This window comes from Amycolatopsis sp. 2-15 (assembly GCF_030285625.1).
In the GTDB taxonomy this organism is placed as follows: domain Bacteria; phylum Actinomycetota; class Actinomycetes; order Mycobacteriales; family Pseudonocardiaceae; genus Amycolatopsis; species Amycolatopsis carbonis.
In genome coordinates, this window is record NZ_CP127294.1 from 1,890,186 (window position 1) to 1,908,910 (window position 18,725).

20 protein-coding genes are annotated in these 18,725 nt (G+C 69.3%); 7 read left to right on the forward strand and 13 right to left on the reverse strand.

The genetic code is table 11. The features are described from left to right. Window positions 1-9: 9 nt before the first annotated feature. The 4 genes from QRX50_RS09345 to QRX50_RS09360 all read right to left on the reverse strand — a co-directional run bounded on the left by QRX50_RS09345 (window position 10) and on the right by QRX50_RS09360 (window position 3,257). Window positions 10-723, reverse strand: coding sequence for a DedA family protein (locus tag QRX50_RS09345; RefSeq protein WP_285971555.1), 714 nt, complete (start codon window positions 721-723; stop codon window positions 10-12). Between the two features lie 261 nt (window positions 724-984). Then, a complete protein-coding gene (locus QRX50_RS09350; protein WP_285971556.1) occupies window positions 985-1,392 on the reverse strand; it encodes a hypothetical protein in 408 nt (135 codons plus the stop codon). Window positions 1,393-1,431: 39 nt separating this feature from the next. After that, on the reverse strand, window positions 1,432-2,622 hold the full coding sequence (gene nagA, locus QRX50_RS09355; RefSeq protein ID WP_285974406.1) for an N-acetylglucosamine-6-phosphate deacetylase: 1,191 nt from the start codon (window positions 2,620-2,622) through the stop codon (window positions 1,432-1,434). Between the two features lie 59 nt (window positions 2,623-2,681). Beyond that, window positions 2,682-3,257, reverse strand: coding sequence for a SigE family RNA polymerase sigma factor (locus QRX50_RS09360; protein ID WP_285971557.1), 576 nt, complete (start codon window positions 3,255-3,257; stop codon window positions 2,682-2,684). A 170-nt stretch (window positions 3,258-3,427) separates the two neighbouring features. Between QRX50_RS09360 and QRX50_RS09365 the strand changes: the two genes are divergently transcribed. Then, window positions 3,428-3,709 carry a YciI family protein gene (locus QRX50_RS09365; protein WP_285974407.1) on the forward strand — a complete coding sequence of 94 codons (282 nt, stop codon included), beginning with the start codon at window positions 3,428-3,430 and terminating at the stop codon, window positions 3,707-3,709. A gap of 105 nt (window positions 3,710-3,814) precedes the next feature. Here QRX50_RS09365 and QRX50_RS09370 read toward each other — a convergent pair whose 3' ends face one another. The 5 genes from QRX50_RS09370 to QRX50_RS09390 all read right to left on the reverse strand — a co-directional run bounded on the left by QRX50_RS09370 (window position 3,815) and on the right by QRX50_RS09390 (window position 8,599). Further along, window positions 3,815-4,765 carry a PDR/VanB family oxidoreductase gene (locus QRX50_RS09370; protein WP_285974408.1) on the reverse strand — a complete coding sequence of 317 codons (951 nt, stop codon included), beginning with the start codon at window positions 4,763-4,765 and terminating at the stop codon, window positions 3,815-3,817. Window positions 4,766-4,815: 50 nt separating this feature from the next. Continuing rightward, window positions 4,816-5,679, reverse strand: coding sequence for a metal-dependent hydrolase (locus QRX50_RS09375; protein ID WP_285971558.1), 864 nt, complete (start codon window positions 5,677-5,679; stop codon window positions 4,816-4,818). Beyond that, window positions 5,676-7,148, reverse strand: a complete 1,473-nt coding sequence (locus tag QRX50_RS09380; RefSeq protein WP_285971559.1) for a flavin-containing monooxygenase — start codon at window positions 7,146-7,148, stop codon at window positions 5,676-5,678. Before QRX50_RS09380 ends, QRX50_RS09375 begins: the two co-directional genes overlap by 4 nt. Window positions 7,149-7,229: 81 nt before the next feature. Further along, complete coding sequence (locus tag QRX50_RS09385) at window positions 7,230-7,703, reverse strand: pyridoxamine 5'-phosphate oxidase family protein (RefSeq protein ID WP_285971560.1); 474 nt, start codon at window positions 7,701-7,703, stop codon at window positions 7,230-7,232. 8 nt (window positions 7,704-7,711) lie between these two features. Further along, the gene (locus QRX50_RS09390) at window positions 7,712-8,599 is read right to left on the reverse strand and encodes an SDR family oxidoreductase (RefSeq protein ID WP_285974409.1); all 888 of its coding nucleotides are present in this window, start codon (window positions 8,597-8,599) and stop codon (window positions 7,712-7,714) included. A 136-nt stretch (window positions 8,600-8,735) separates the two neighbouring features. On the opposite strand from QRX50_RS09390, the gene QRX50_RS09395 reads away from it, so the two are divergent. Next, window positions 8,736-9,365 (forward strand): maleylpyruvate isomerase N-terminal domain-containing protein, encoded by a 630-nt coding sequence (locus QRX50_RS09395; protein WP_285971561.1) that lies wholly within the window; start codon window positions 8,736-8,738, stop codon window positions 9,363-9,365. Here the strand turns inward: QRX50_RS09395 and QRX50_RS09400 are convergent. Beyond that, window positions 9,362-10,276 carry an aldo/keto reductase gene (locus tag QRX50_RS09400; protein WP_285971562.1) on the reverse strand — a complete coding sequence of 305 codons (915 nt, stop codon included), beginning with the start codon at window positions 10,274-10,276 and terminating at the stop codon, window positions 9,362-9,364. The genes QRX50_RS09395 and QRX50_RS09400 overlap by 4 nt on opposite strands. A gap of 60 nt (window positions 10,277-10,336) precedes the next feature. Here QRX50_RS09400 and QRX50_RS09405 point away from each other — a divergent pair, with 60 nt between their 5' ends. After that, window positions 10,337-11,158 (forward strand): LLM class F420-dependent oxidoreductase, encoded by an 822-nt coding sequence (locus tag QRX50_RS09405; protein ID WP_285971563.1) that lies wholly within the window; start codon window positions 10,337-10,339, stop codon window positions 11,156-11,158. Window positions 11,159-11,271: 113 nt separating this feature from the next. Then, window positions 11,272-12,303: a class II fructose-bisphosphate aldolase gene (gene fbaA, locus QRX50_RS09410; protein WP_285971564.1), complete on the forward strand. Its 1,032-nt coding sequence runs from the start codon at window positions 11,272-11,274 to the stop codon at window positions 12,301-12,303. A gap of 82 nt (window positions 12,304-12,385) precedes the next feature. Here the strand turns inward: fbaA and QRX50_RS09415 are convergent, their stop codons facing one another. Next, complete coding sequence (locus QRX50_RS09415) at window positions 12,386-13,576, reverse strand: hypothetical protein (RefSeq protein WP_434533331.1); 1,191 nt, start codon at window positions 13,574-13,576, stop codon at window positions 12,386-12,388. A gap of 235 nt (window positions 13,577-13,811) precedes the next feature. Between QRX50_RS09415 and QRX50_RS09420 the strand changes: the two genes are divergently transcribed. The 3 genes from QRX50_RS09420 (at window position 13,812) to QRX50_RS09430 (ending at window position 15,555) form a co-directional block, all read left to right on the forward strand. Continuing rightward, window positions 13,812-14,222 (forward strand): DUF3151 domain-containing protein, encoded by a 411-nt coding sequence (locus QRX50_RS09420; RefSeq protein ID WP_285971566.1) that lies wholly within the window; start codon window positions 13,812-13,814, stop codon window positions 14,220-14,222. A 315-nt stretch (window positions 14,223-14,537) separates the two neighbouring features. Continuing rightward, window positions 14,538-15,413, forward strand: a complete 876-nt coding sequence (locus tag QRX50_RS09425) for a helix-turn-helix domain-containing protein (RefSeq protein WP_285971567.1) — start codon at window positions 14,538-14,540, stop codon at window positions 15,411-15,413. Beyond that, complete coding sequence (locus QRX50_RS09430; protein WP_285971568.1) at window positions 15,385-15,555, forward strand: DUF397 domain-containing protein; 171 nt, start codon at window positions 15,385-15,387, stop codon at window positions 15,553-15,555. Before QRX50_RS09425 ends, QRX50_RS09430 begins: the two co-directional genes overlap by 29 nt. Window positions 15,556-15,790: 235 nt before the next feature. Here the strand turns inward: QRX50_RS09430 and QRX50_RS09440 are convergent, their stop codons facing one another. Next, window positions 15,791-17,083, reverse strand: coding sequence for a sensor domain-containing diguanylate cyclase (locus QRX50_RS09440; protein WP_285971569.1), 1,293 nt, complete (start codon window positions 17,081-17,083; stop codon window positions 15,791-15,793). 208 nt (window positions 17,084-17,291) lie between these two features. Continuing rightward, complete coding sequence (locus QRX50_RS09445; protein WP_285971570.1) at window positions 17,292-18,551, reverse strand: MFS transporter; 1,260 nt, start codon at window positions 18,549-18,551, stop codon at window positions 17,292-17,294. Window positions 18,552-18,725: the final 174 nt, after the last annotated feature.

Genomic DNA, 18,725 nt, shown 5'->3' on the forward strand with positions numbered 1-18,725 from the left:
GCTTTTCGGTCAGTCGCGCACGCGCGGGATGCGCTGGGTGACTTCGGCATCCGACTCCGGCGCGGTGGCGGCGTGCGCCTTCTTCTCGCGGCGGCTCTTGAGGTACTCGAGCAGGATCGGCACCACGGACACGAGCACGATCAGCACGAAGATGGCGTCGACGTTGTCGCGGATGAAGCCGATGTTGCCCAGCAGCGAGCCCAGCACCGTGATGCCCGCGGCCCAGACGATGCCGCCCAGCACCGTGTAGGTGAAGTACCGCTTCGGGTCCATGCGGCCGATGCCGGCGATCCAGGTGATGAACGTCCGCACGAACGGCACGAACCGCGCCAGCACCACGGCCTTGGGCCCGTGGTGGTCGAGGAAGGCGTGCGTCTTGTCGACGTACTCCTTCTTGAAGAACTTCGAATCCGGCCGGTTGAACAGCTTCGGGCCCACGAAGTAGCCGATGTAGTACCCGCAGACGTTGCCGAGCAGCGCCGCCACCGTCACCAGCACGCACACCACCCACAGGGGCGCCTGCAGCGTGCCGTTGGCGATGAACAGGCCCGCCGTGAACAGCAGCGAGTCACCCGGCAGCACCGGGAAGATGCTGCTCTCGATGAAGATGATCAGGCAGAGCACCGCGATGACCGGCACGGTCAGGCCGGACAGCAGCTGCTCCGGGTCCAGCCACGACGGCAGGATGGACATGGTCGTCACTGTGCTCTGGGCGAGAATCACACCGAAAACGGTACAGGGTGACGCTGAGTGCCTTCACAGGGAGAACCGCCGCAGGTAATGGGGGTTTTCCGGAATTTCGCGACGGCGGTCGGCCCATGGTTGTCCACAGGATTGGGGTGAGTTGTGGACAACTGAGCGCTGAGCTGGGGTTTTTGCCGGGTTTGTCGGCAGGGGCGGATAGAATGGGCTTGGGGACGCCCCCCTCGGGAGGGCGGGTTTGTCGGCGGGGCGGGGGTTTGTCGGCGGGGTGCGTCGGCTGGATCAGACCAGCGTGAGCAGCCCGATCACCGAACCCGCCGCCAAGCCCAGCAACAGGGCCAGCAGCAGCACCCAATGCGCCGGCAACGGTGCGGGCCCGGGCACGGTCTGGCGGACCGTCGCCGGGTCCGGCGCGGCCACAGGGCCAGAGCCTGGGCCCTGGACCGAACCCGAAGCGACCGGCGCCGTCCGCCGGCCGGAGGCGTTGTCCAGAGCCGCGCGTTCGCGTTCGAGGGAGTCGGCGCCCGCGCCGGAGAGCAGGCCGTAGCGGGGTGGGAGCTCTTCGGTGGGGCCGGTCGCGCCGGCGGGGCCCGTGGAGTCCGCGGGCTGCGAGCTGGTGTGCGGGGCGAACACGGCCTGGGCGCGCAGGGCGTCGGCGAGCAGTCGCTCCGGGTCCTTCGGCTCGCTCATCCCTCTCCGTACTTCCCCGCGGGCGGCCCGCGTAGTCGCTTACGTGCTCAAGGTAGCCCGGCCGACCTCGGCGACCCACTCGCCCCGGCGCAGCACCCGGACCGGCCGCAGGTCGTCGTCGAGGATCACGACGTCGGCGGCGAGGCCCGGCCGCAGCGAACCCGTGCGGTCGGCGATGCCCAGCAGCTCGGCGGGCCGGCCGGAGGTCGCCCGGACGGCGTCGAGGACACCGAGTTTGGCACCCTTCACGAGGTTGCGGAAGGCGTTGTCCATCGTCAACGTGCTGCCGGCCAGTGATCCGTTGTCCAGCGTCGCCACGCCGTCGTGCACGTCGACTTCGAGGCGGCCCAGGGTGTAGCGGCCGTCGGCGGCGTCGGTGGCCGACATGGCGTCGGTGATCAGCACGGTCCGGCCGCGGCCCGCGTGCGAAGCGGCCAAGCGGACCACGGTCGGGTGCAGGTGCACGAGGTCGCAGATGAGCTCGACCGTCACGCGCTCGTCGTCCAGCAGCACGCCGACCGGGCCCGGTTCGCGGTGGTGCAGGGGGCGCATGCCGTTGAACAGGTGCGTCGCCACGGTGGCGCCCGCGTCGATGGCCGGCACGAGCTGCTCGGCGAGGCCGTCGGTGTGCCCGATCGCGGCCGTCACGCCCGATTCGGCGAGCTGGCGCACAGCCTTCACACCGCCGTTGAGCTCCGGCGCGAGCGTGACCATGCGGATCGCGCCGGCGCCGGCGCGCAGCAGCTTCTCGACGGTGCCGGTGTCCGGTTCGCGGAGCGTGTCCGGATCGTGTGCGCCGCAGCGGGCGCGCGAGATGAACGGGCCTTCGAGGTGGATGCCGGCGAGCTCGCCCTCTTGCACGAGCTCGCGCAGCGCCGCGATCTGCTCGGTCAGCAGGTCGATCGGGTCCGAGACCAGGCTCGCGAGCGTGGTCGTGGTGCCGTGGCGCCGGTGCGCGCGCACCGCCGTGAGGATCTCCTCGGGGTCCAGTGTGGAGAACGAAGCGCCACCACCGCCGTGGCAGTGGGTGTCGACGAACCCGGGCACCACGAGCGCGCCGCCCACGTCGACGACCTCGGCCTCGGGGCCGCCCGGCGGCGTCCCCGTGCCGACCGCGGCGATCCGCCCGTCGGAGACGGCGAGCCAGCCGTCGTCGAGTACGCGGTCCGGGGCGACGACCCGGCCGCCCGTGATGACGAAGTCTCCGGCGTGCTTCACGCCCTCCAGCATATATTGGTCTGGACCAGACATGCCTACGCAACTCGGTGATCGGGATTGGTCCACCCGGGTCACTGTGGGGTCTGCATTGCCTTCTGCAGGGCCTCCAGCGCCCGGCTGGCGGTCGATTTCACGGTACCCTTCGAGATGCCCGCGGCCTCGGAAATCTCGGCCTCGGACAGTCCCCCGTAGTACCTGAGCACCAGCACCTCGCGCTGGCGCGGCGGGAGCTTGGAAAGGGCGCTGACCACGGCTTGGTGCTCGCTGGACAGCATCGCGAGGCTCTCCGCGGAGCGCGCGTTCACGGCGTGCGGAGGCACGTATTCACGGGCGGTTTTCCGCCGCCGCAGCACGCTGCGTGAGCCGTTGACCACGGCCGTGCGCAGGTATCCGACGGCCGCGGCCGCGTCGCGCAGCCGGCCCCAGTTGCGGTGCAGACCGGTGAACGCCTCCTGCACCACGTCCTCGGCCGTGGCCGGCTCGTCGACCAGCAGGATCGCCAGCCGCACGAGCCGCATCCGGTGCTGGCGGTACAGGTCCTCCAGGGTCAGCGGTGCGGCCGGCTGCTGCGGCGGCACCGGCCCGTCCATGGTCCGCAGATGCCCGAGGGTTGCCTCGACACTGCGTTCCGCGTTGCCCTCCAGCATGTACCCCTGCCTGCCTGTTCTCGACCCCTGTGGTGCCCCTGCGCCGCGCTGCCGACGCAGCCCTAGCGTATCGGGTGAGCTCGGTCCCGCCACTGGTCGGATGCTGGGACCACGAGGTGTTGCCCGGTAGCGTCGGCAGCGTCACCAACGCACCCACCCGGGAGATCCACATGGCCTGGTACCTGGTCGAAATCCGTTATGTGCAGGAGAAGCTGGCCGACGTCCGGCCCCGTCACCGTGAGTGGTTGAGCCAGCACGCCGCCGAGGGCCGCGTGGCCGTCGGCGGACCGCTCGGCGACGGCTCCGGTGGTCTGGTCCTGTGGCAGGCCGAGGACGAGGCGGCGCTCGAAGAGCTGCTCGGCAAGGACCCGTACCAGCTCGAAGGCGTGGTCGCCGAGCGCTCGATCCGGGAGTACAAGCCGGTGCTCGGCGCTTGGGTGCCGCAGGCGTAACTGAGCCGATCGTTACCAATCCGACCAAAGTCACGGCCGAATGGCTTCGTAGCAACGGTTACGTGCCGCGTGGGGGTCGGCCTACTTTGGCCGGACTGGTAACACCTACAGCTCCAGGACGGCGGGTCCGCGGTCCACGCAGATCCGCACCGACCCGCCGTCCGGGGTCGCCACGGCGCACGTGCCGCAGAAGCCCTGGCGGCAGGAGAACGCCACGTCAGGCAGCACTTCGCGCACCACGTCGAGCGTCGAACGGTCGGCCGGCACGGCGAGTGTGTGGCCGCTGCGGCGCAGGACCACGGTGTACGGCCGGCCGCCGACGATCGGCGGCGTCGAGAAGCGTTCGAAGTACACGGCCCTGGCGCCGGTGAGCTCCAGGTCCACGCGGACGCCGGTGATCATCGGCGTCGGCCCGCAGCAGTAGACCGACGCGCCGTCGGGGACGCCTTCCAGCAGCTCCGCGCCCGAGGCGGGGATGCCGTACTCGGTATCCGGGCGCAACCACACACGGTCGTCGGGCAAATCCGAAAGTTCTTCCACAAACGGCATCGACTCGCGGCTGCGTCCGGTGTAGACGAGCCGCCAGCCGGCTCCGCGGGTGTCGGCTGCGCGGACCATCGGCAGGATCGGCGTGATGCCGATGCCGCCGGCGATGAAGACGTAGGACTCGGCGGCGACGAAGGGGAACGCGTTGCGCGGGCCGCGCACGTTGACCTTTGTGCCGGGTTTGAGCGTGTGCACCTCACCCGAAGCTTCGCCGATCCGCCGGACGGCCACGCGATAGTGCGAGAGGTCGCCGGGGTCGCCGCAGAGCGAGTACTGCCGGACCAGCCCCGACGGCAGGGTGAGGTCGAGGTGCGCGCCCGGCCGCCAGCTCGGCAACGGCTCGCCTTCAGGCCGCGCGAGGCGCAGGGAGACCACCTCGTCGGCCTCGGGCCGGACGACGGTCACCACCAGGGGCGACGTCCGGTCCACCGCCTGCGCCGGCGGGCGGCGCCGGCCGGAGTACCGGGCGAGCCGCCGGTAGGCCGCGCCGACACCGACCAAAGTGGACATCAGCCGGTCGCGGCGGCCCGAGCCGTCGAGCCGCGGCGGGAAGTCGGGGATCACTTCGGTGCGTCGGCCGCCCGGGCCGCGGGTGAGCTCGCCAGGTAGGCCACGGCCTGGTCGGTGTTGCCGGTCTCCGTCGGGTGGTGCGAGCGCCGGAAGTACGGCCGGATCTCCCGCAGCAGCTCGCGCGGCGCCGGCACCACGCCCTTCTTCGCGGCCTTCAGGTACGCGCGCCAAGACGCGCGACCCGGCCGCGTCGGGTCGTTGCGCATCAGGAACTTGGTGCCCCGCACGAAAACCCACGCCAGCACCGGCGTCACCACGGCCATGCTGCGCACGCGGCGCGAGTAGCGGCCGTCGAGGTGGCAGAACAGGTCGTAGGCCACGGACCGGTGCTCGACCTCCTCGGCCCCGTGCCAGCGCAGCAGGTCGAGCATCGTCGGGTCCGAGCCGGCGGCGTCGAGCGCTTTGGCGTCGAGCACCCACTGGCCGAGGAACGCGGTGTAGTGCTCGATCGCGGCGATCAGCGCGAGCCGTTCGACGAGCCACTCCTCGCCCGCGCCCGGACGATCACCCAGCAGCCGGCGGAACAGCCACTCCATCTGTGCGACATACGGCCGCACGCGCAGGCCCGCGGCTTCGAGGTGCTCCGCGGCGCCGTCGTGGGCCTCGGCGTGCATGGCCTCTTGCCCGATGAAGCCGAGAACGTCCTCTTTGAGGCGCTCGTCGCGGATCAGCGGCACGGCCTGCTTGAACACCTCGACGAACCAGCGTTCGCCTTCGGGCAGGGCGATGTGCAGCACGTTGATGCTGTGCGTGGCCTGCGGTTCGCCGGGGATCCAGTGCACCGGCAGCGCGGCCCAGTCGAACTTGACGTCACGCGCGTGCAGCACGATCTGTTCGTGGTCGGCCGAGTTCACGACGGCCTCCCGGACAGCTCGTAGTCACTCGGCTCCACGCGGCGGGTCGCGAGCCAGTATTTCCACGTGAAGCCGGGCCAGATCGTGCGGTTCACGCCGTTGGTGTCGAGGTACCAGCTCGTGCAGCCGCCCTGCGTCCACACGCCTTTCACCAGTTTGTCCTGGATCTCGGCCTGGAACTGGTCCTGCACGGACGGGCGCACGTCGAGCGCGGCGGCGCCGTGGGAGTCGGCGAGCTTGATCGCCTCGACGACGTAGCGCGACTGCGACTCGATCATGAACACCACGGAGTTGTGGCCCAGCGCGGTGTTCGGGCCCAGCAGGAAGAACAGGTTCGGGAACCCGGCGACGGTGATGCCCTTGTGTGTGCGGATCCCGTCCGTGGCCCAGGTTTTCGCGAGGCTGCGGCCTTCGACGCCGGTGATGTCGAGGTACTCCAACGCATCCGTGACGTGGAAGCCGGTGCCGTAGATGATCGCGTCGACCTCGTGCTCCACGCCGGCTCCGTCCACGACACTGTTGTTGCGCACCTCGCGGACGCCGTCGGTGACCACGTCGACGCCTCCGCGGTTGAGTGCCGGGTAGTAGTCGTTGGAGATGAGCACGCGCTTGCAGCCCATGGTGTAGTCCGGCGTCACCTTGCGGCGCAGCTTCGGGTCGCGGATGCCCTTCGCGATGTGGCGGCGCGCGAGGGACTCGGCCGCGTGCATGAGCTTCGGGTGCCCGTTGAAACCGATGGCCCGTGCTTCGAGCAGCCAGTACAGCGCGCTGCGGTACAGGCGTTGCGTGCCCGGCACGTAGCGGAAGAGCTGCTTCGCCCAGCCGGGCATCGCGTGGTCCGGCTTCGGCATGATCCACGGCGGCGTGCGCTGGAACAGCGTCAGCTCGGCCACGTCCGGCGCGATCTGCGGCACGAACTGGATCGCGCTCGCCCCCGTGCCGACCACGGCGACCTTTTTGCCGCGCAGGTCGAACTCGTGGTTCCACTGCGCCGAGTGCCACGTCTGGCCCGTGAACTTCTCGATCCCCGGCAGCTTCGGGATCGACGGGATGTGCAGCCCGCCGACGCCGGAAACCAGGAACTGCGCGGAGAACTCGTCGCCGCTCTTGGTCTCGACGCTCCAGCGGCGCTCACCCGCGTCCCAGTGGGCCCCGGTGATCTCGACGCCGAACCGGATCCGCTCGCGCAGCCGGTACTTGTCCGCGACGCCCTTGAGGTAACCGAAGATCTCCGGTTGCGGCGAGAACGACCGGGACCAGTCGGGGTTCTGCTCGTAGGAGAACGAGTACATGTGCGACTGGACGTCGCAGGCGCACCCGGGGTACGAGTTGTCCCGCCAGGTGCCGCCCACTTCGTCGGCCTTCTCCAGGATCACGTAGTCCCGGATGCCGGCCTTTTCGAGCTGGATCGCCTGCCCGAGCCCGGAAAACCCGGTGCCCACGATCACGACCTTGAACCGCTCGGTCATCTGTCGGCCTCCGCTGCGCTGGGGGTCTGCCACAGATGACGTTACCTCAAGTAACAGTTACTTGAAAGTACCTGCTACCCGTTAGTACGTTCCACCGAGCTTTGTGTGGTCCCACGAGACGATCTTCGTCGGGTGGAAGATCAGGCCGATGCGCTTCGGGGCCTGGCGGCCGATGAACTCGCTGAGCTCTGCGGGCACCGCGTCGCCCGGTTTGGCGCCCGCGTAGCGCTGCATGAGCGTGATGCCCATGCGGGTGACCTCATCGGTGTCCTCGACGATCTGCACGTCGGACTCGAGTGAGATGCCGCGCAGCTTCTCGTAGGAGTCACCGCTCTCGATGAGTACGGTGGCCTCCGGCAGGCGGCGCAGGTTCTTCGCCTTCTGCGAGCTGCCGTACGTCCACGTCGCGACGCCGTCCTCGTGCGGGAAGTACCACAGCGGCGCCAGGTGAGGCCGGTTGTTCGGCCCGACCGTGGCCACGTTGATGACCTTCTGCTCGTCGAGGTAGACCCTGATCTCCTCGGGCGTCATGCGGATCTGGTCGCGACGGGACATGCGCGCTCCTATTCGGCTTTGGTCGCAGCCCGACCGCCGTGGCCGGTCACCGCCGACTCGTACGCGCCGCGCTGCTCGATGTCGTCCAGCGCTGCCTTGTCCGCCGCCGGCACGCGGGCCCGCGCGCCGAGCTCGATGATCGGCGGCAGGAACGCGCGCAGCAGCTTGAGGCCGCCGACCCAGCGTGGCACGTGGATCGTCCGCGCGCGCTTGAGGATGCCCGCTTCGAGGTCGTCGAGCGCCACGTCGAGCGGGTACGTCTTCCCGATCAGCCCCGGCATCGACGCCCGCAGCTTCCCGAACACCGGGTGCGCGTCGGCGCTTTCGACCAGGTCCGTGCGGATCCAGGTGGGGTGCGCGACGCCGACCTTCACGCCTAGGTGCGCCACCTCGGCGCGCAGGCTGTTGGAGAACGCCTCGACGCCCGCCTTCGCCGCCGCGTAGTTCGCCATGCCGGGCGCGTGTGTGATCGCGGCCAGCGACGAGATCGCCAGCAGGTAACCGCGCCGCTCGATCACGTGCGGCAACGTCACGCGGAAGGTGCGCCACACGCCGAGCAGGTCGACCTCGATGACCTTCTCGAACGCCTTGCGGTCCACGCTCCGCACGAAGCCGGCCGTGGCGATGCCGGCGTTGGCGACGACGATGTCGATCCCGCCGAAGTGCGCCACGACACCCTGGGTGGCCGCTTCGAGGTCGTCCCAGCTGGTCACGTCGGCTTCCCACGCCTTGGCGTTCGGCCCGATCTTCTCGGCGACCTTCGCCTGCTCGTCCGCCTCCAGGCCGACCAGCGCGACCTTGGCCCCGCGCGCGGCCAGCCGCTCCGCCAGCCCGGCCCCGATGCCCCGCGCGGCCCCGGTGATCAGCACGACCTTGCCGTCCACGTTCTTGACCACTGGGTTCTTGACCACTGGTGCCCTCCTTGGCGTGCGTTTCCGCTTGTGGAGGGGACGGTACCGCAACCTACCCGGGGTAAGCTACTTGTCGGTAGGTTGCGGTGGATGGTTGGCTACGGGCATGGATGGTGCGTCTGTGGGCGATCTCGACCAGCCGTTTCTCGACGCAGCGGCCGTCTGTTCGACGCTGTTGCGGCTCGAAGTCGTACGCGAGCGCTGGGCCGAATCCAGCGCGTTGCCGGAGCTTTCGGTGGGTGCACTGGCCTGCCACCTCGCGCGCCAGGTGACGCGCGCGGCCGAGCTGCTCGCGGTCCCGTCGACCCTGCCGGTGCTCACCGCGGTCGACGAGCACTACGCGCGTGCCGCCTGGGTCACGTCGACATCGCTCGCCGACGCGGCCAACGACCGCACCACCGACGACGCCGAGGCCGCTCGTGGCTTCGACTGGATGCTCGCGCGGTACGACGCCGACCTCGCCGTGGTGGCCCGGCTCTTGCGCGGTGCGGCGGCGGAGCGGGTGGACATTCCGTGGCAGGGCTGGTCGTTGCGCCGCAACGACTTCCTGCACACCCGACTGCTGGAGCTCGTCGTCCACTCCGCCGACCTCGCCGCGAGCGTGAACCGGCCGGCGCCGGACTTCCCCGACGCGGCGTTCACGCCGGTCCTCGCGCTGCTGTCCCGGCTCGCCGTCCGCCGGCACGGTCAGGGCGCGGTCGTCAGCACCCTGACCCGCCGCGAACGGGCTCAGAACATCAGCGCGTTCTAGTTCGACGCCTTGTTCAGCGCCTCGACCTCGGCACCCGTCAGCTCCAGCGCCACCGACGCCACGAGATCCGTCAGCTGCTCCGGCGTGCGCGCGCTCGCGATGGGCGCGGCGACCGTCGGCTGCACGCGCAGCCAGGCCAGCGCCACCGAGGCGACGGACGCGCCGTGCGCGGAGGCGATCGAGTCCAGGGCCGCCAGCACGCGCTCGCCGCGGTCGTCGAGGTACTTCACCGCGCGCGGAGCACGAGGGGAGTCGCCCAGCTCATCAGCCGAACGGTACTTCCCCGTCAAGAACCCCATCGCCAGAGCGAAATACGGCAACGTCGAAAGCCCCTCGCGCGAAACCGTCGGCGCGAGGTCGGTCTCGTAGCCCCGCTCCACCAGGTTGTAGTGCGGCTGCAGGGCCACGTAGCGCGCGAAGCCTTCTCGGTCCGAAATGGACAGTGCCTCGGTCAGCCGCTCCGCCGAGTAGTTCGAAGCCGCGATGTAGCGCACCTTGCCCGCGCGCACGAGGGCGTCGAACGCCGACAGCGTCTCCTCGAGTGGCGTGTCCTGGTCGTCCTTGTGTGCGTAGTACAGGTCGATGTGGTCGGTTTGCAGGCGCCGCAACGAATCCTCGGCGGCGGCCGTGATGTTGGCCGCCGACAGGCCCGGGCGCTGGTCCCACGCGCCGACCTTCGTGGCGACCACGATGTCGTCGCGGCGGCCGCGCTTGGTCAGCCAGTTGCCGATGATCGTCTCCGAACCGCCGCCACCGCCGTACACGTCCGCGATGTCGAGGAAGTTGCCGCCGGCTGAAGCGTAGGCGTCGAGGACCGCGTGGGACGTCGCTTCGTCCGCGGTGAAGTTGAAGACGTTGCAGCCGAGGTTGAGGCCGTACACGTCGAGGTCCGAGTTGCCGAGCTTGGTCATGCCACGAAACTACAACCGAGACCCGGAAGAATCCGCCGGGCGATGGGTGTTGGATGGGTTATGGCTATCGAACTGGGCAGGATCGGCATTTGGCGCAGCGCCACGCAGACGAACGGCGAGTTCGCGGCGGAGGTGGAGAAGCTCGGCTACGGCGCGGTGTGGCTGGGCGGTTCGCCGGGCGGTGACCTGGCGATCGTCGACGAGCTGCTCGGCGCGACCGACCACCTCGCCGTCGCGACCGGCATCGTCAACATCTGGGCCGACACCCCGGAGTCCATCGCGAAGGCGTTCCACCGCATCGAGGCGAAGCACCCGGGCCGGTTCCTTCTCGGCGTCGGCGCGGGTCACCCGGAGGCGACGCAGGAGTACAAGAAGCCCTACGCCGCCCTCGTTGAATATCTCGACGGCCTCGACAAGGCGGGCGTCCCCCAGGCGTCCCGGGCGCTGGCCGCGCTGGGCCCGAAGGTGCTGAAGCTGGCGGGCGACCGCACGGCCGGCGCGCACCCGTACCTGACCATCCCGGAGCACACGCGCTCCGCCCGCGAGATCCTCGGCGCGGGTCCGCTGCTCGCCCCCGAGCACAAGGTGGTGTTCGACACCGACCCGGAGCGCGCGCGGGCGCTCGGCCGCAAGACCGTGCAGTTCTACCTGCAGCTGTCCAACTACACGGCCAACCTGCGCAAGCTCGGCTTCACCGAGGAAGACCTCGCCGGCGAGGGCAGCGACCGCCTCGTCGACGCCCTGGTCCTGCACGGCGACGCCCCGGCCATCGCCGCGGGCGTGCGCGCGCACCTCGACGCGGGCGCCGACCACGTGAACATCCAGGTCCTGAACGAGGACCCGTTCCCGGCATACCGGGCGCTCGCGGCCGAGTTGTTCTGAATCGTTCCACGTGAGGATGTCCATAGGCGTCCCTAATGAGGTGGACCGGCCCACGCGGCCGGTCCACCTCGTACGATGCGGCTGAGAAGCCAGTCAGTTCCGAGGAGGAAACGATGCCCATCGCCACCCCCGAGGTCTACGCGGAGATGCTCGACCGGGCCAAGGCGAACGAGTTCGCCTACCCGGCCATCAACGTGACCTCGTCGGAAACCGTGAACGCCGCGATCCGCGGCTTCGCCGAGGCGGAGAGCGACGGGATCATCCAGTTCTCCACCGGCGGCGCGGAGTTCGCGTCCGGGCAGAAGGTGAAGGACATGGTCACCGGCGCGACCGCGCTGGCCGAGTTCGCGCAGGTCGTGGCCGCGAAGTACGACGTGAACGTCGCGCTCCACACCGACCACTGCCCGAAGGACAAGCTCGACGGCTTCGTCCGCCCGCTGATCGAGATCTCGGCCGAGCGCGTGAAGAGCGGCCAGAACCCGCTTTTCCAGTCCCACATGTGGGACGGCTCCGCGATCGACCTCGACGAGAACCTGCAGATCGCGCAGGAGCTGCTCGCCAAGACGGCCGCCGCGAAGATCATCCTCGAGGTCGAGATCGGCGTCGTCGGCGGCGAGGAAGACGGCGTCGCGCACGACATCAACGAGAAGCTCTACACCGCCGAAGGCGACTTCCTGAAGACCATCGACGCCCTCGGCTCGGGCGAGAACGGCCGCTACCTGCTGGCCGCGACCTTCGGCAACGTCCACGGCGTCTACAAGCCGGGCAACGTCAAGCTCCGCCCCGACGTGCTCAAGGGCGGCCAGGAAGCGGCGGCCAAGAAGCTCGGCCTCGACGCCGGCGCCAAGCCCTTCGAACTCGTCTTCCACGGCGGCTCGGGCTCGCTCCCCGAGGAGATCCGCGAGGCGGTGACCTACGGCGTCGTCAAGATGAACGTGGACACCGACACGCAGTACGCCTTCACGCGCCCGATCGTCGACCACTTCTTCAAGAACTACGACGGCGTCCTGAAGATCGACGGCGAGGTGGGCAACAAGAAGGTCTACGACCCGCGCTCGTACCTGAAGGCCGCCGAGGGCGGTATGGCGGCTCGCGTGGTCGAGGCTTGCCAGGCCCTGGGCTCGGCGGGGACGAAGGTCAAGTAAGTCCTCGTGGTCTGAGGTTGGTGACACGTGAAATGGCCCTTCCCCTGGGTGTCTTCGGGGGAAGGGCCGCTTCTTGCTCTGACTAGGCGACCAGGTTGTCGGGAGTCACCTTCCGCCGCGCGGTCCAGCGGCGCGTGACCGGCCCGGCACCCGCCCACAACACGAAGACGCCCACCAAAGCCACCGCCACCGTCCAGTACGCCACCGGCGGCGCCGACTCCGTGTGCGCGTCACCGAGGAACCACACGCGGAACTGCGACTGCACCCACAGCGCCCCGTAGCCGAACGCCGTCACCAGCAGTGCCCCGATCGCGGCCGTCGCGACGCGATGACCAGCGCCGATCGCGAAGGCGAGATCCACCGCCAACCCGACGGCCAGCAGGTAGAACGGCACCGTCGACACCGGGAAACCCAGTCCCAGCAGCAACGGCCACATCACGCACCGATAAGCCACATAAGCACCGGCCACGGACAGTCCCGCCCATCGGAAGCCCAACGTGTGCCGCGCCAGCGCCAGGATCAGCGCCATCACCGCGATGCCCCACAGCGGGTAGACCCATTCCGGGATCGGCATCGTGAAGTGCAAGATCGCCGTCCGGTCCACGGGGTGGCCGATCTGGTTCGCGGCAAAGCTCAGCAGCGACGGCTCCGCCTCCGGCGCCCCTCGCTCCCACGCGCGCAGGCCGAGGATGCCGTACTCCTGCTGGCCGTTGGGGAAGAACGTGTTCTCCAGGAAGAACGCCCACAGCGCCAGCAGCACACCGGTCCGGAAGCGCCCCGGCGGCGCGAGGCGCACCCAGCCGAGCAGGACGCCCGCCTGCATGATGCCCGTGCCGAGGTACAGCATCATGTGCGACGGGCTCCACGCGGTGAGGTCGAGGCCGTTCACGCGGTGGTTGATCACGTCCAGCGGCGCCGCGACGAGGAACACCACGAGGCCCGTCTGCATCAGCCGCAGCGACGATTTGTCGCAGCCCAGGCCCGTGTAGCTGTGGATCGCGACGAGCACGATGATGATCACCGTGCCGACGGTGTTGATCAGGTGCGGGGGCGCCAGGTCGTCGCGCAGCCACATGAAGTGCCACGACATGTCCCACGACGAGCCCAGCAGCTTCAACCCGAACGCCGCCAGCCACATCCCGTAGCAGAACCGCAGCACCCACGCGGGCGTCGGCTGTCCGGCCGCCCCGCGGTGCCAGTGCCGCTGGAAGAACAGCCGGGTCTTCCCGACCGGGCTCCGCGGGATCACGTCTACCTGCGTCATGGCCGTCATCATTCCCGGCGCGCGGGCGGCGGTGGTGCGGAAGGTGCCAAACCGCTCGAAAACCAGGGTTCACCCCTACGGGTGGCGGATTTGCCTCCACGACCTTTTGCACGGCATGGTGTCGCGCCATGATGCCGAAACGCGTTGTCGCCGCAGTGGTCGTCGCCGCCCTCGTGCTGGCCGGCGGAGGCGTGCTGACGAGCCTGTTCCTCTGAGTCCGCGCGGACGTAGGCAGAATGTCGGTATGACGCACAACCTGCTTGGCCCCGAGCCGACGTTGCTGCCCGAGCACACCGCCGCCCAGGCCGCCCTGGACGCGGGCACCGACCCGACGGCCGTCGCCGCCGAACACCCCGAATTCAGCGCTGCGTGGGCCGCCCTCGCCGAGAAGGCCCTCGCCGACGGCGAGACCGTCGCGGCCTACGCCTACGCCCGCACCGGCTACCACCGCGGCCTCGACCAGCTCCGCCGCGCCGGCTGGAAGGGCTTCGGCCCGGTGCCGTGGTCGCACCGCCCGAACCAGGGCTTCCTCCGCGCGCTGGCCACCCTCGGCATCGCCGCGGGGCGTATCGGCGAAACCGACGAGTACGACCGCGTGAAGACCTTCCTCAACGACTCGGACCCGGCTGCGGGCGAAGCGACAGGGCTGAAGTAAGCACGGCAGCAGAAGGCCCCCACCATGAAGCCGGGTGGGGGCCTTCGCGTCATCCGGGTAGGGCCCGTTCGTTTCGCATGTAGTGATTGACCTGCGGAGACTCTGGGATGGTGGACCGCCCCAAGCTCGCCAGGTAGCTCTGTAAAGTCGCGGTTGCGGAATCCAAGGCTGATAGCTGTCAGCCCGGTTGTGATGGTGGTTGCGAGGTCGTCGAGGTCGCTCAAGGTTCCCCCGCCCTGAGTTCGCGGCGTTCCTTCGGGTGATCTCCGGCGTGAACGTAAGTGTCCCCAGTTGTGGACACTTTACGTTCGGCGCATGAAAACCACCGCCATGCTCACGCCGCGGGTCCGCACCCTGGGTGCGTCCCTTCGTGCGGCGCGGCTCGGTGCGCATTACGGCGTTCGTGAGCTGGCCCGGCGGATCGGGGTGAACCCGTCGTTCGTGGTGCATTGGGAGCTGGGGTCGCGGGTGCCGACGGCCGAAGATGTGTCCGGGGTGCTGGGAGCGCTCGGGGTTGTCGGTGATGAGAAGCAGCGGATTCTCAACTTGGCTCACGGATCCGCCGAAGAAGGGTGGATCGCCTACGGCCGCTCCGGAACGCCGAACCAGTTGCATTGCCTGGTGGCCTGTGAGCAAGCCGCGAAGGAAATGGTCGAGTGGTCGCCGCTCGGCATTCCGGGACTCCTCCAGACCGCTGACTACACGCGGGCGCTGCTCGAGTCGACCGGGCTGGCGGCCGCCGAGGTCGAGCGGCGCATTGCGGTGCGGCTGGAACGGCGGAAGCTTATTGTCGGCACCGATCCGCTGCCGTTCGAGGCGCTCGTTGGCGAAGCCGCTCTGCGGGACACACTCGGCACTGCGGCCACCATGGCCGGGCAACTGCGCTCGCTCGCGAGTTTGTCCGCGCGGCCGACGATCACCATCCGAGTGGTGCCCTCGGGCATCGGCTGGCACCCGGGTCTCGCCGGGCGGTTCATCCTCTACAACATCCGCGACTCGCGACCGGTGGTCTACTTCGAGCATTTGAGCTCGGGTGCCTTCGTAGCCGATGACTACGATGTGCGGCAGTACCGCGCGGCTATCGAGGGGATCCGCAAGGTCGCACTCAACGCGGCCGATTCCGCCGCGCTGGCTACCCGGCTTGCGGAGGAGATCGAAGAACGTGGCGGAGATCAGGTGGCGCAAGAGTAGCTACAGCGACAAGGAAGGCGCCTGTGTCGAGGTCGCACTCGATCGCGCCACCGTTCTCGTGCGTGACTCGAAGGCGCCGGCGCTGCCTGGTCACAGCTATCCCGCTTCGGCTTGGCAGGCCTTCGTTCGCCACCTCCGTTGATGTCGAGCCCCGCGCGGCGTGGGAGGCCGCGGAGGTGGCCCGCGGCGGAGCAGCGCGGGAGGGTGGTGCGGGCGGAAGGTGACCGCGGGCCCCGGACGCGTTGGCGGACCTGCTCACGGAGTTCACCGTCGGTGGGGTGCTGAGGCTGCAGACCCAGGCGGCGGATGTGATCGAACGGCTGCGCTGGGTCCGGCCGAAGCTCGGGGGAGGAAGCCGGCCGGACCCCGCGCGGAACCTATGCGACGGCCGCGAGCTCCCGGACCGGCGAGGAAACCGCGCCGATCACCCGGTTGCGGCCGCCGTGCTTGGCCGCGTACACGGCGGCGTCGGCGGAGGCCATGACTTCATCGACGCTCGTGCCGTCCATGGGGAACGACGCGACGCCGATCGACGCCGTGCGTTCGGAGATCGCGACGGCCTCGCCTTCGTTGGTGCGCGTCTGGATCACGAGCTCGCTGATGCGCTGGCGGATGCGCTCCGCCGTGACGATCGCGTCTTCCTTCGACGTCGAGGGCAGCAGCGCCACGAACTCCTCGCCGCCGAAGCGGCCGACCAGGTCGTGGGCGCGCGTCTCCTGCTTGACGACGGCGGCGACGGCCTTGAGCACGTCGTCGCCCGCGAGGTGGCCGAAGGTGTCGTTGATCGACTTGAAGTGGTCAAGGTCGATCATCAGCGCGCCGAAGCTGCCGTTTTCGCGCTCGGCGCGGGAGACCTCGCGCTGCGCGCCGTCCTGCCAGGTGGTGGCGTTGAGCAGCTGCGTCTTCTGATCCGTGGTCGCGAGGTCTTCGAGGCGCTTGATCAGCACCGAGCGCTGCAGCACGTACAGGGGCAGGATCACCAGCACCGAAAGCAGCGGCTCGTTGGTGAGCACCATGGTCAGCAGGCCGCCGACGCACAGGATCGACGTCTCGAGGAGGTTGTCGTCCATGGTGCCGAGGCAGGACGAGGGGGTCGCGTTCGCCGGGTCGGCGAGGTAGAGGCCGAGGCCGGTCAGCGCGGTGTTCACGGCGAAGTAGCCGAGCGCGGCGGCTGCGACCATCGTCACACCGTGGCTTCCCGCGAGGTGACCGGCGAGCGCGGCGCCGAAACCGGAAAGGATCATCGTCGTCGCGTTCGCCGCGACGCGGTGGGCTTCGCCCGGACGGGTGCCGTTCCAGCTGCGGAACGCGAGGTAGACGTAGAGCAGAACGGCCAGCGCGGCCACGAGCTGCGGCGGAACCAGCAGCGCGGCGGGCAGCAGCCACACGGAGGTCACGTTGATGTGCGGGCCCCGGCTGAGCATCCGGCGCTGGCGCTCGATCTGCCGGGTGATCTCGGTCTGGGCCACGGCCAGGCCGCTGATCAGCGCGAACAGCTCCAGCTGACCCGCAGTGACCGGGACCAGCAGGCTGCACACGACCGCCAGGATCACGGCGACGACCATGCTCGTGAGCGTGACGGCGATCCACCGGCGCGGCCGCGACCACAGCGCCCACCCCTTGATCGCAGCGACCGCGCCCTGCCCAGACCGTTCCCCCGATGTGACCATTTTTCCCCCAAACCCTTGCGCGAATGTCCGGTGACAATCTCCTCACGCACAGTTTCGGGCCGTTTGCCGCCTGTCCACAAGGGCCTTAGGTGTGTACCTTTTTCCCGAACACGCCGGATGAAGGGTGACCAGCTATGCGCAGCAAGGACCAGTGACCGCGTAGCAGCACCGAAAGGTCGCGCAGGTCAGAGCCCACGCGCGGAGCATGTCACGCATGCTCGGCGCGTGTGGCTTCCTTCGCCGCACCCTCGCTCGTCCGGCCGGAGAACGTCCGCTGCCACATGATCGTTAGCGGAATCGTAATCAAGAGTCCGACAAACCCGAAGATTCCGACAGTCGTCTGGGCGGTCAGGTGGTCGGCGAGCACTCCGCCGATCAGGGGAACTATGCCCATCGTGGTCGTCAGGCCCGTGTTGGACAGGCCCATCGTCTGTGCCCGGGTCTCGTCCGGCACCGCGACGGTCAGCGAGGCCGTGGCCTGCAGCAACGCGATCGTGCCGAACCCGCCTGAGATCACGAACAGGATGATCGACGCGACCGGCCCCGGCTGCAGGAAGCAGAGCAGGAGCGGGATCGCGGCGAGCGCCGTCATCGGCCCGATCAGCTTCGGCCGCACCTCGGCGGGCACCCAGCGCGTGTAGATGAAGGTGAAGATCACGCTGCCCACCGGGTCGGCGGCCAGCAGCAGGCCGATCACCTCGGGGCCACCGCCGGACGACGCGACGTACGGCGCCGCGATGCCCTCGTAGACGGGCATCAGGCCGGCCAGCCAGGTGAACAGCATCAGGGAACGCAGCGCCGAGGTCGCGAAGCCGACCTTGCCGCCCGCGCTCAGCGACGCGAGGAACGGCTTGCGCTTCTCCCCTGTCGCGGCCGCCGGGCGCGCCTTCACGCCGAAGCGGATGAAGAGGGCCGACAGCACGAACGTGCCGGCGTCGAGGACCAGCGCCACACGCGGGTCGAGCGCCAGCAGCAGCGCGCCACCGCCGGCGAAGCCGAGCAGCTGCGCCGACTGAACCGTCATGCTGCGGATGCCCATGCCGACCACGAACCGGTCGCCTTCGAGCACCTGCGGCAGGAGAGCCAGCTGTGACGCCTTGAACGGTGGGTTCAGCAGCGAGACACAGCCGACGAGCACGCACAGGACCCAGAACGGCAGCCCGGGGATGGCCACCAGCAGGATCAGCGCGGCCCGCACGGAGTCGACCGCCACCATCACCGTGCGCCGGGAGAAGCGGTCGGCGATGCCGGTGAGGAAGATGCCGCCGAGCAGGGAGGGGAAGAACGTCAGCGCGTAGGTGAGGCCGGTGAGCGTGGCCGATTGTGTGGTGGCGTAGACCAGCACGGACAGCGCGACGCGGGCCAGCTGGTCGCCGGCGATCGACAGCAGCTCGCCGAACCACATCGCGCGGAACTCGGCGACCCCGAAGACCTCGCGGAACGTCACCCGTCCCGGTGCTGCCGTCATGCGTGCTTCTCCCCGACATTCGTGTGCGGACGGTGCCGCACGGTGATCAGGCGGTGACCTTAGGACCTCGTGGTCACGAGCCAATCACAAAACGTGAGTCGCCAAGGTCAGTGTCTCGTGACTGTTGGTGAATCTCTAGGTTCTTTCGCCGGTATCCAACGGGTCACGGACAGT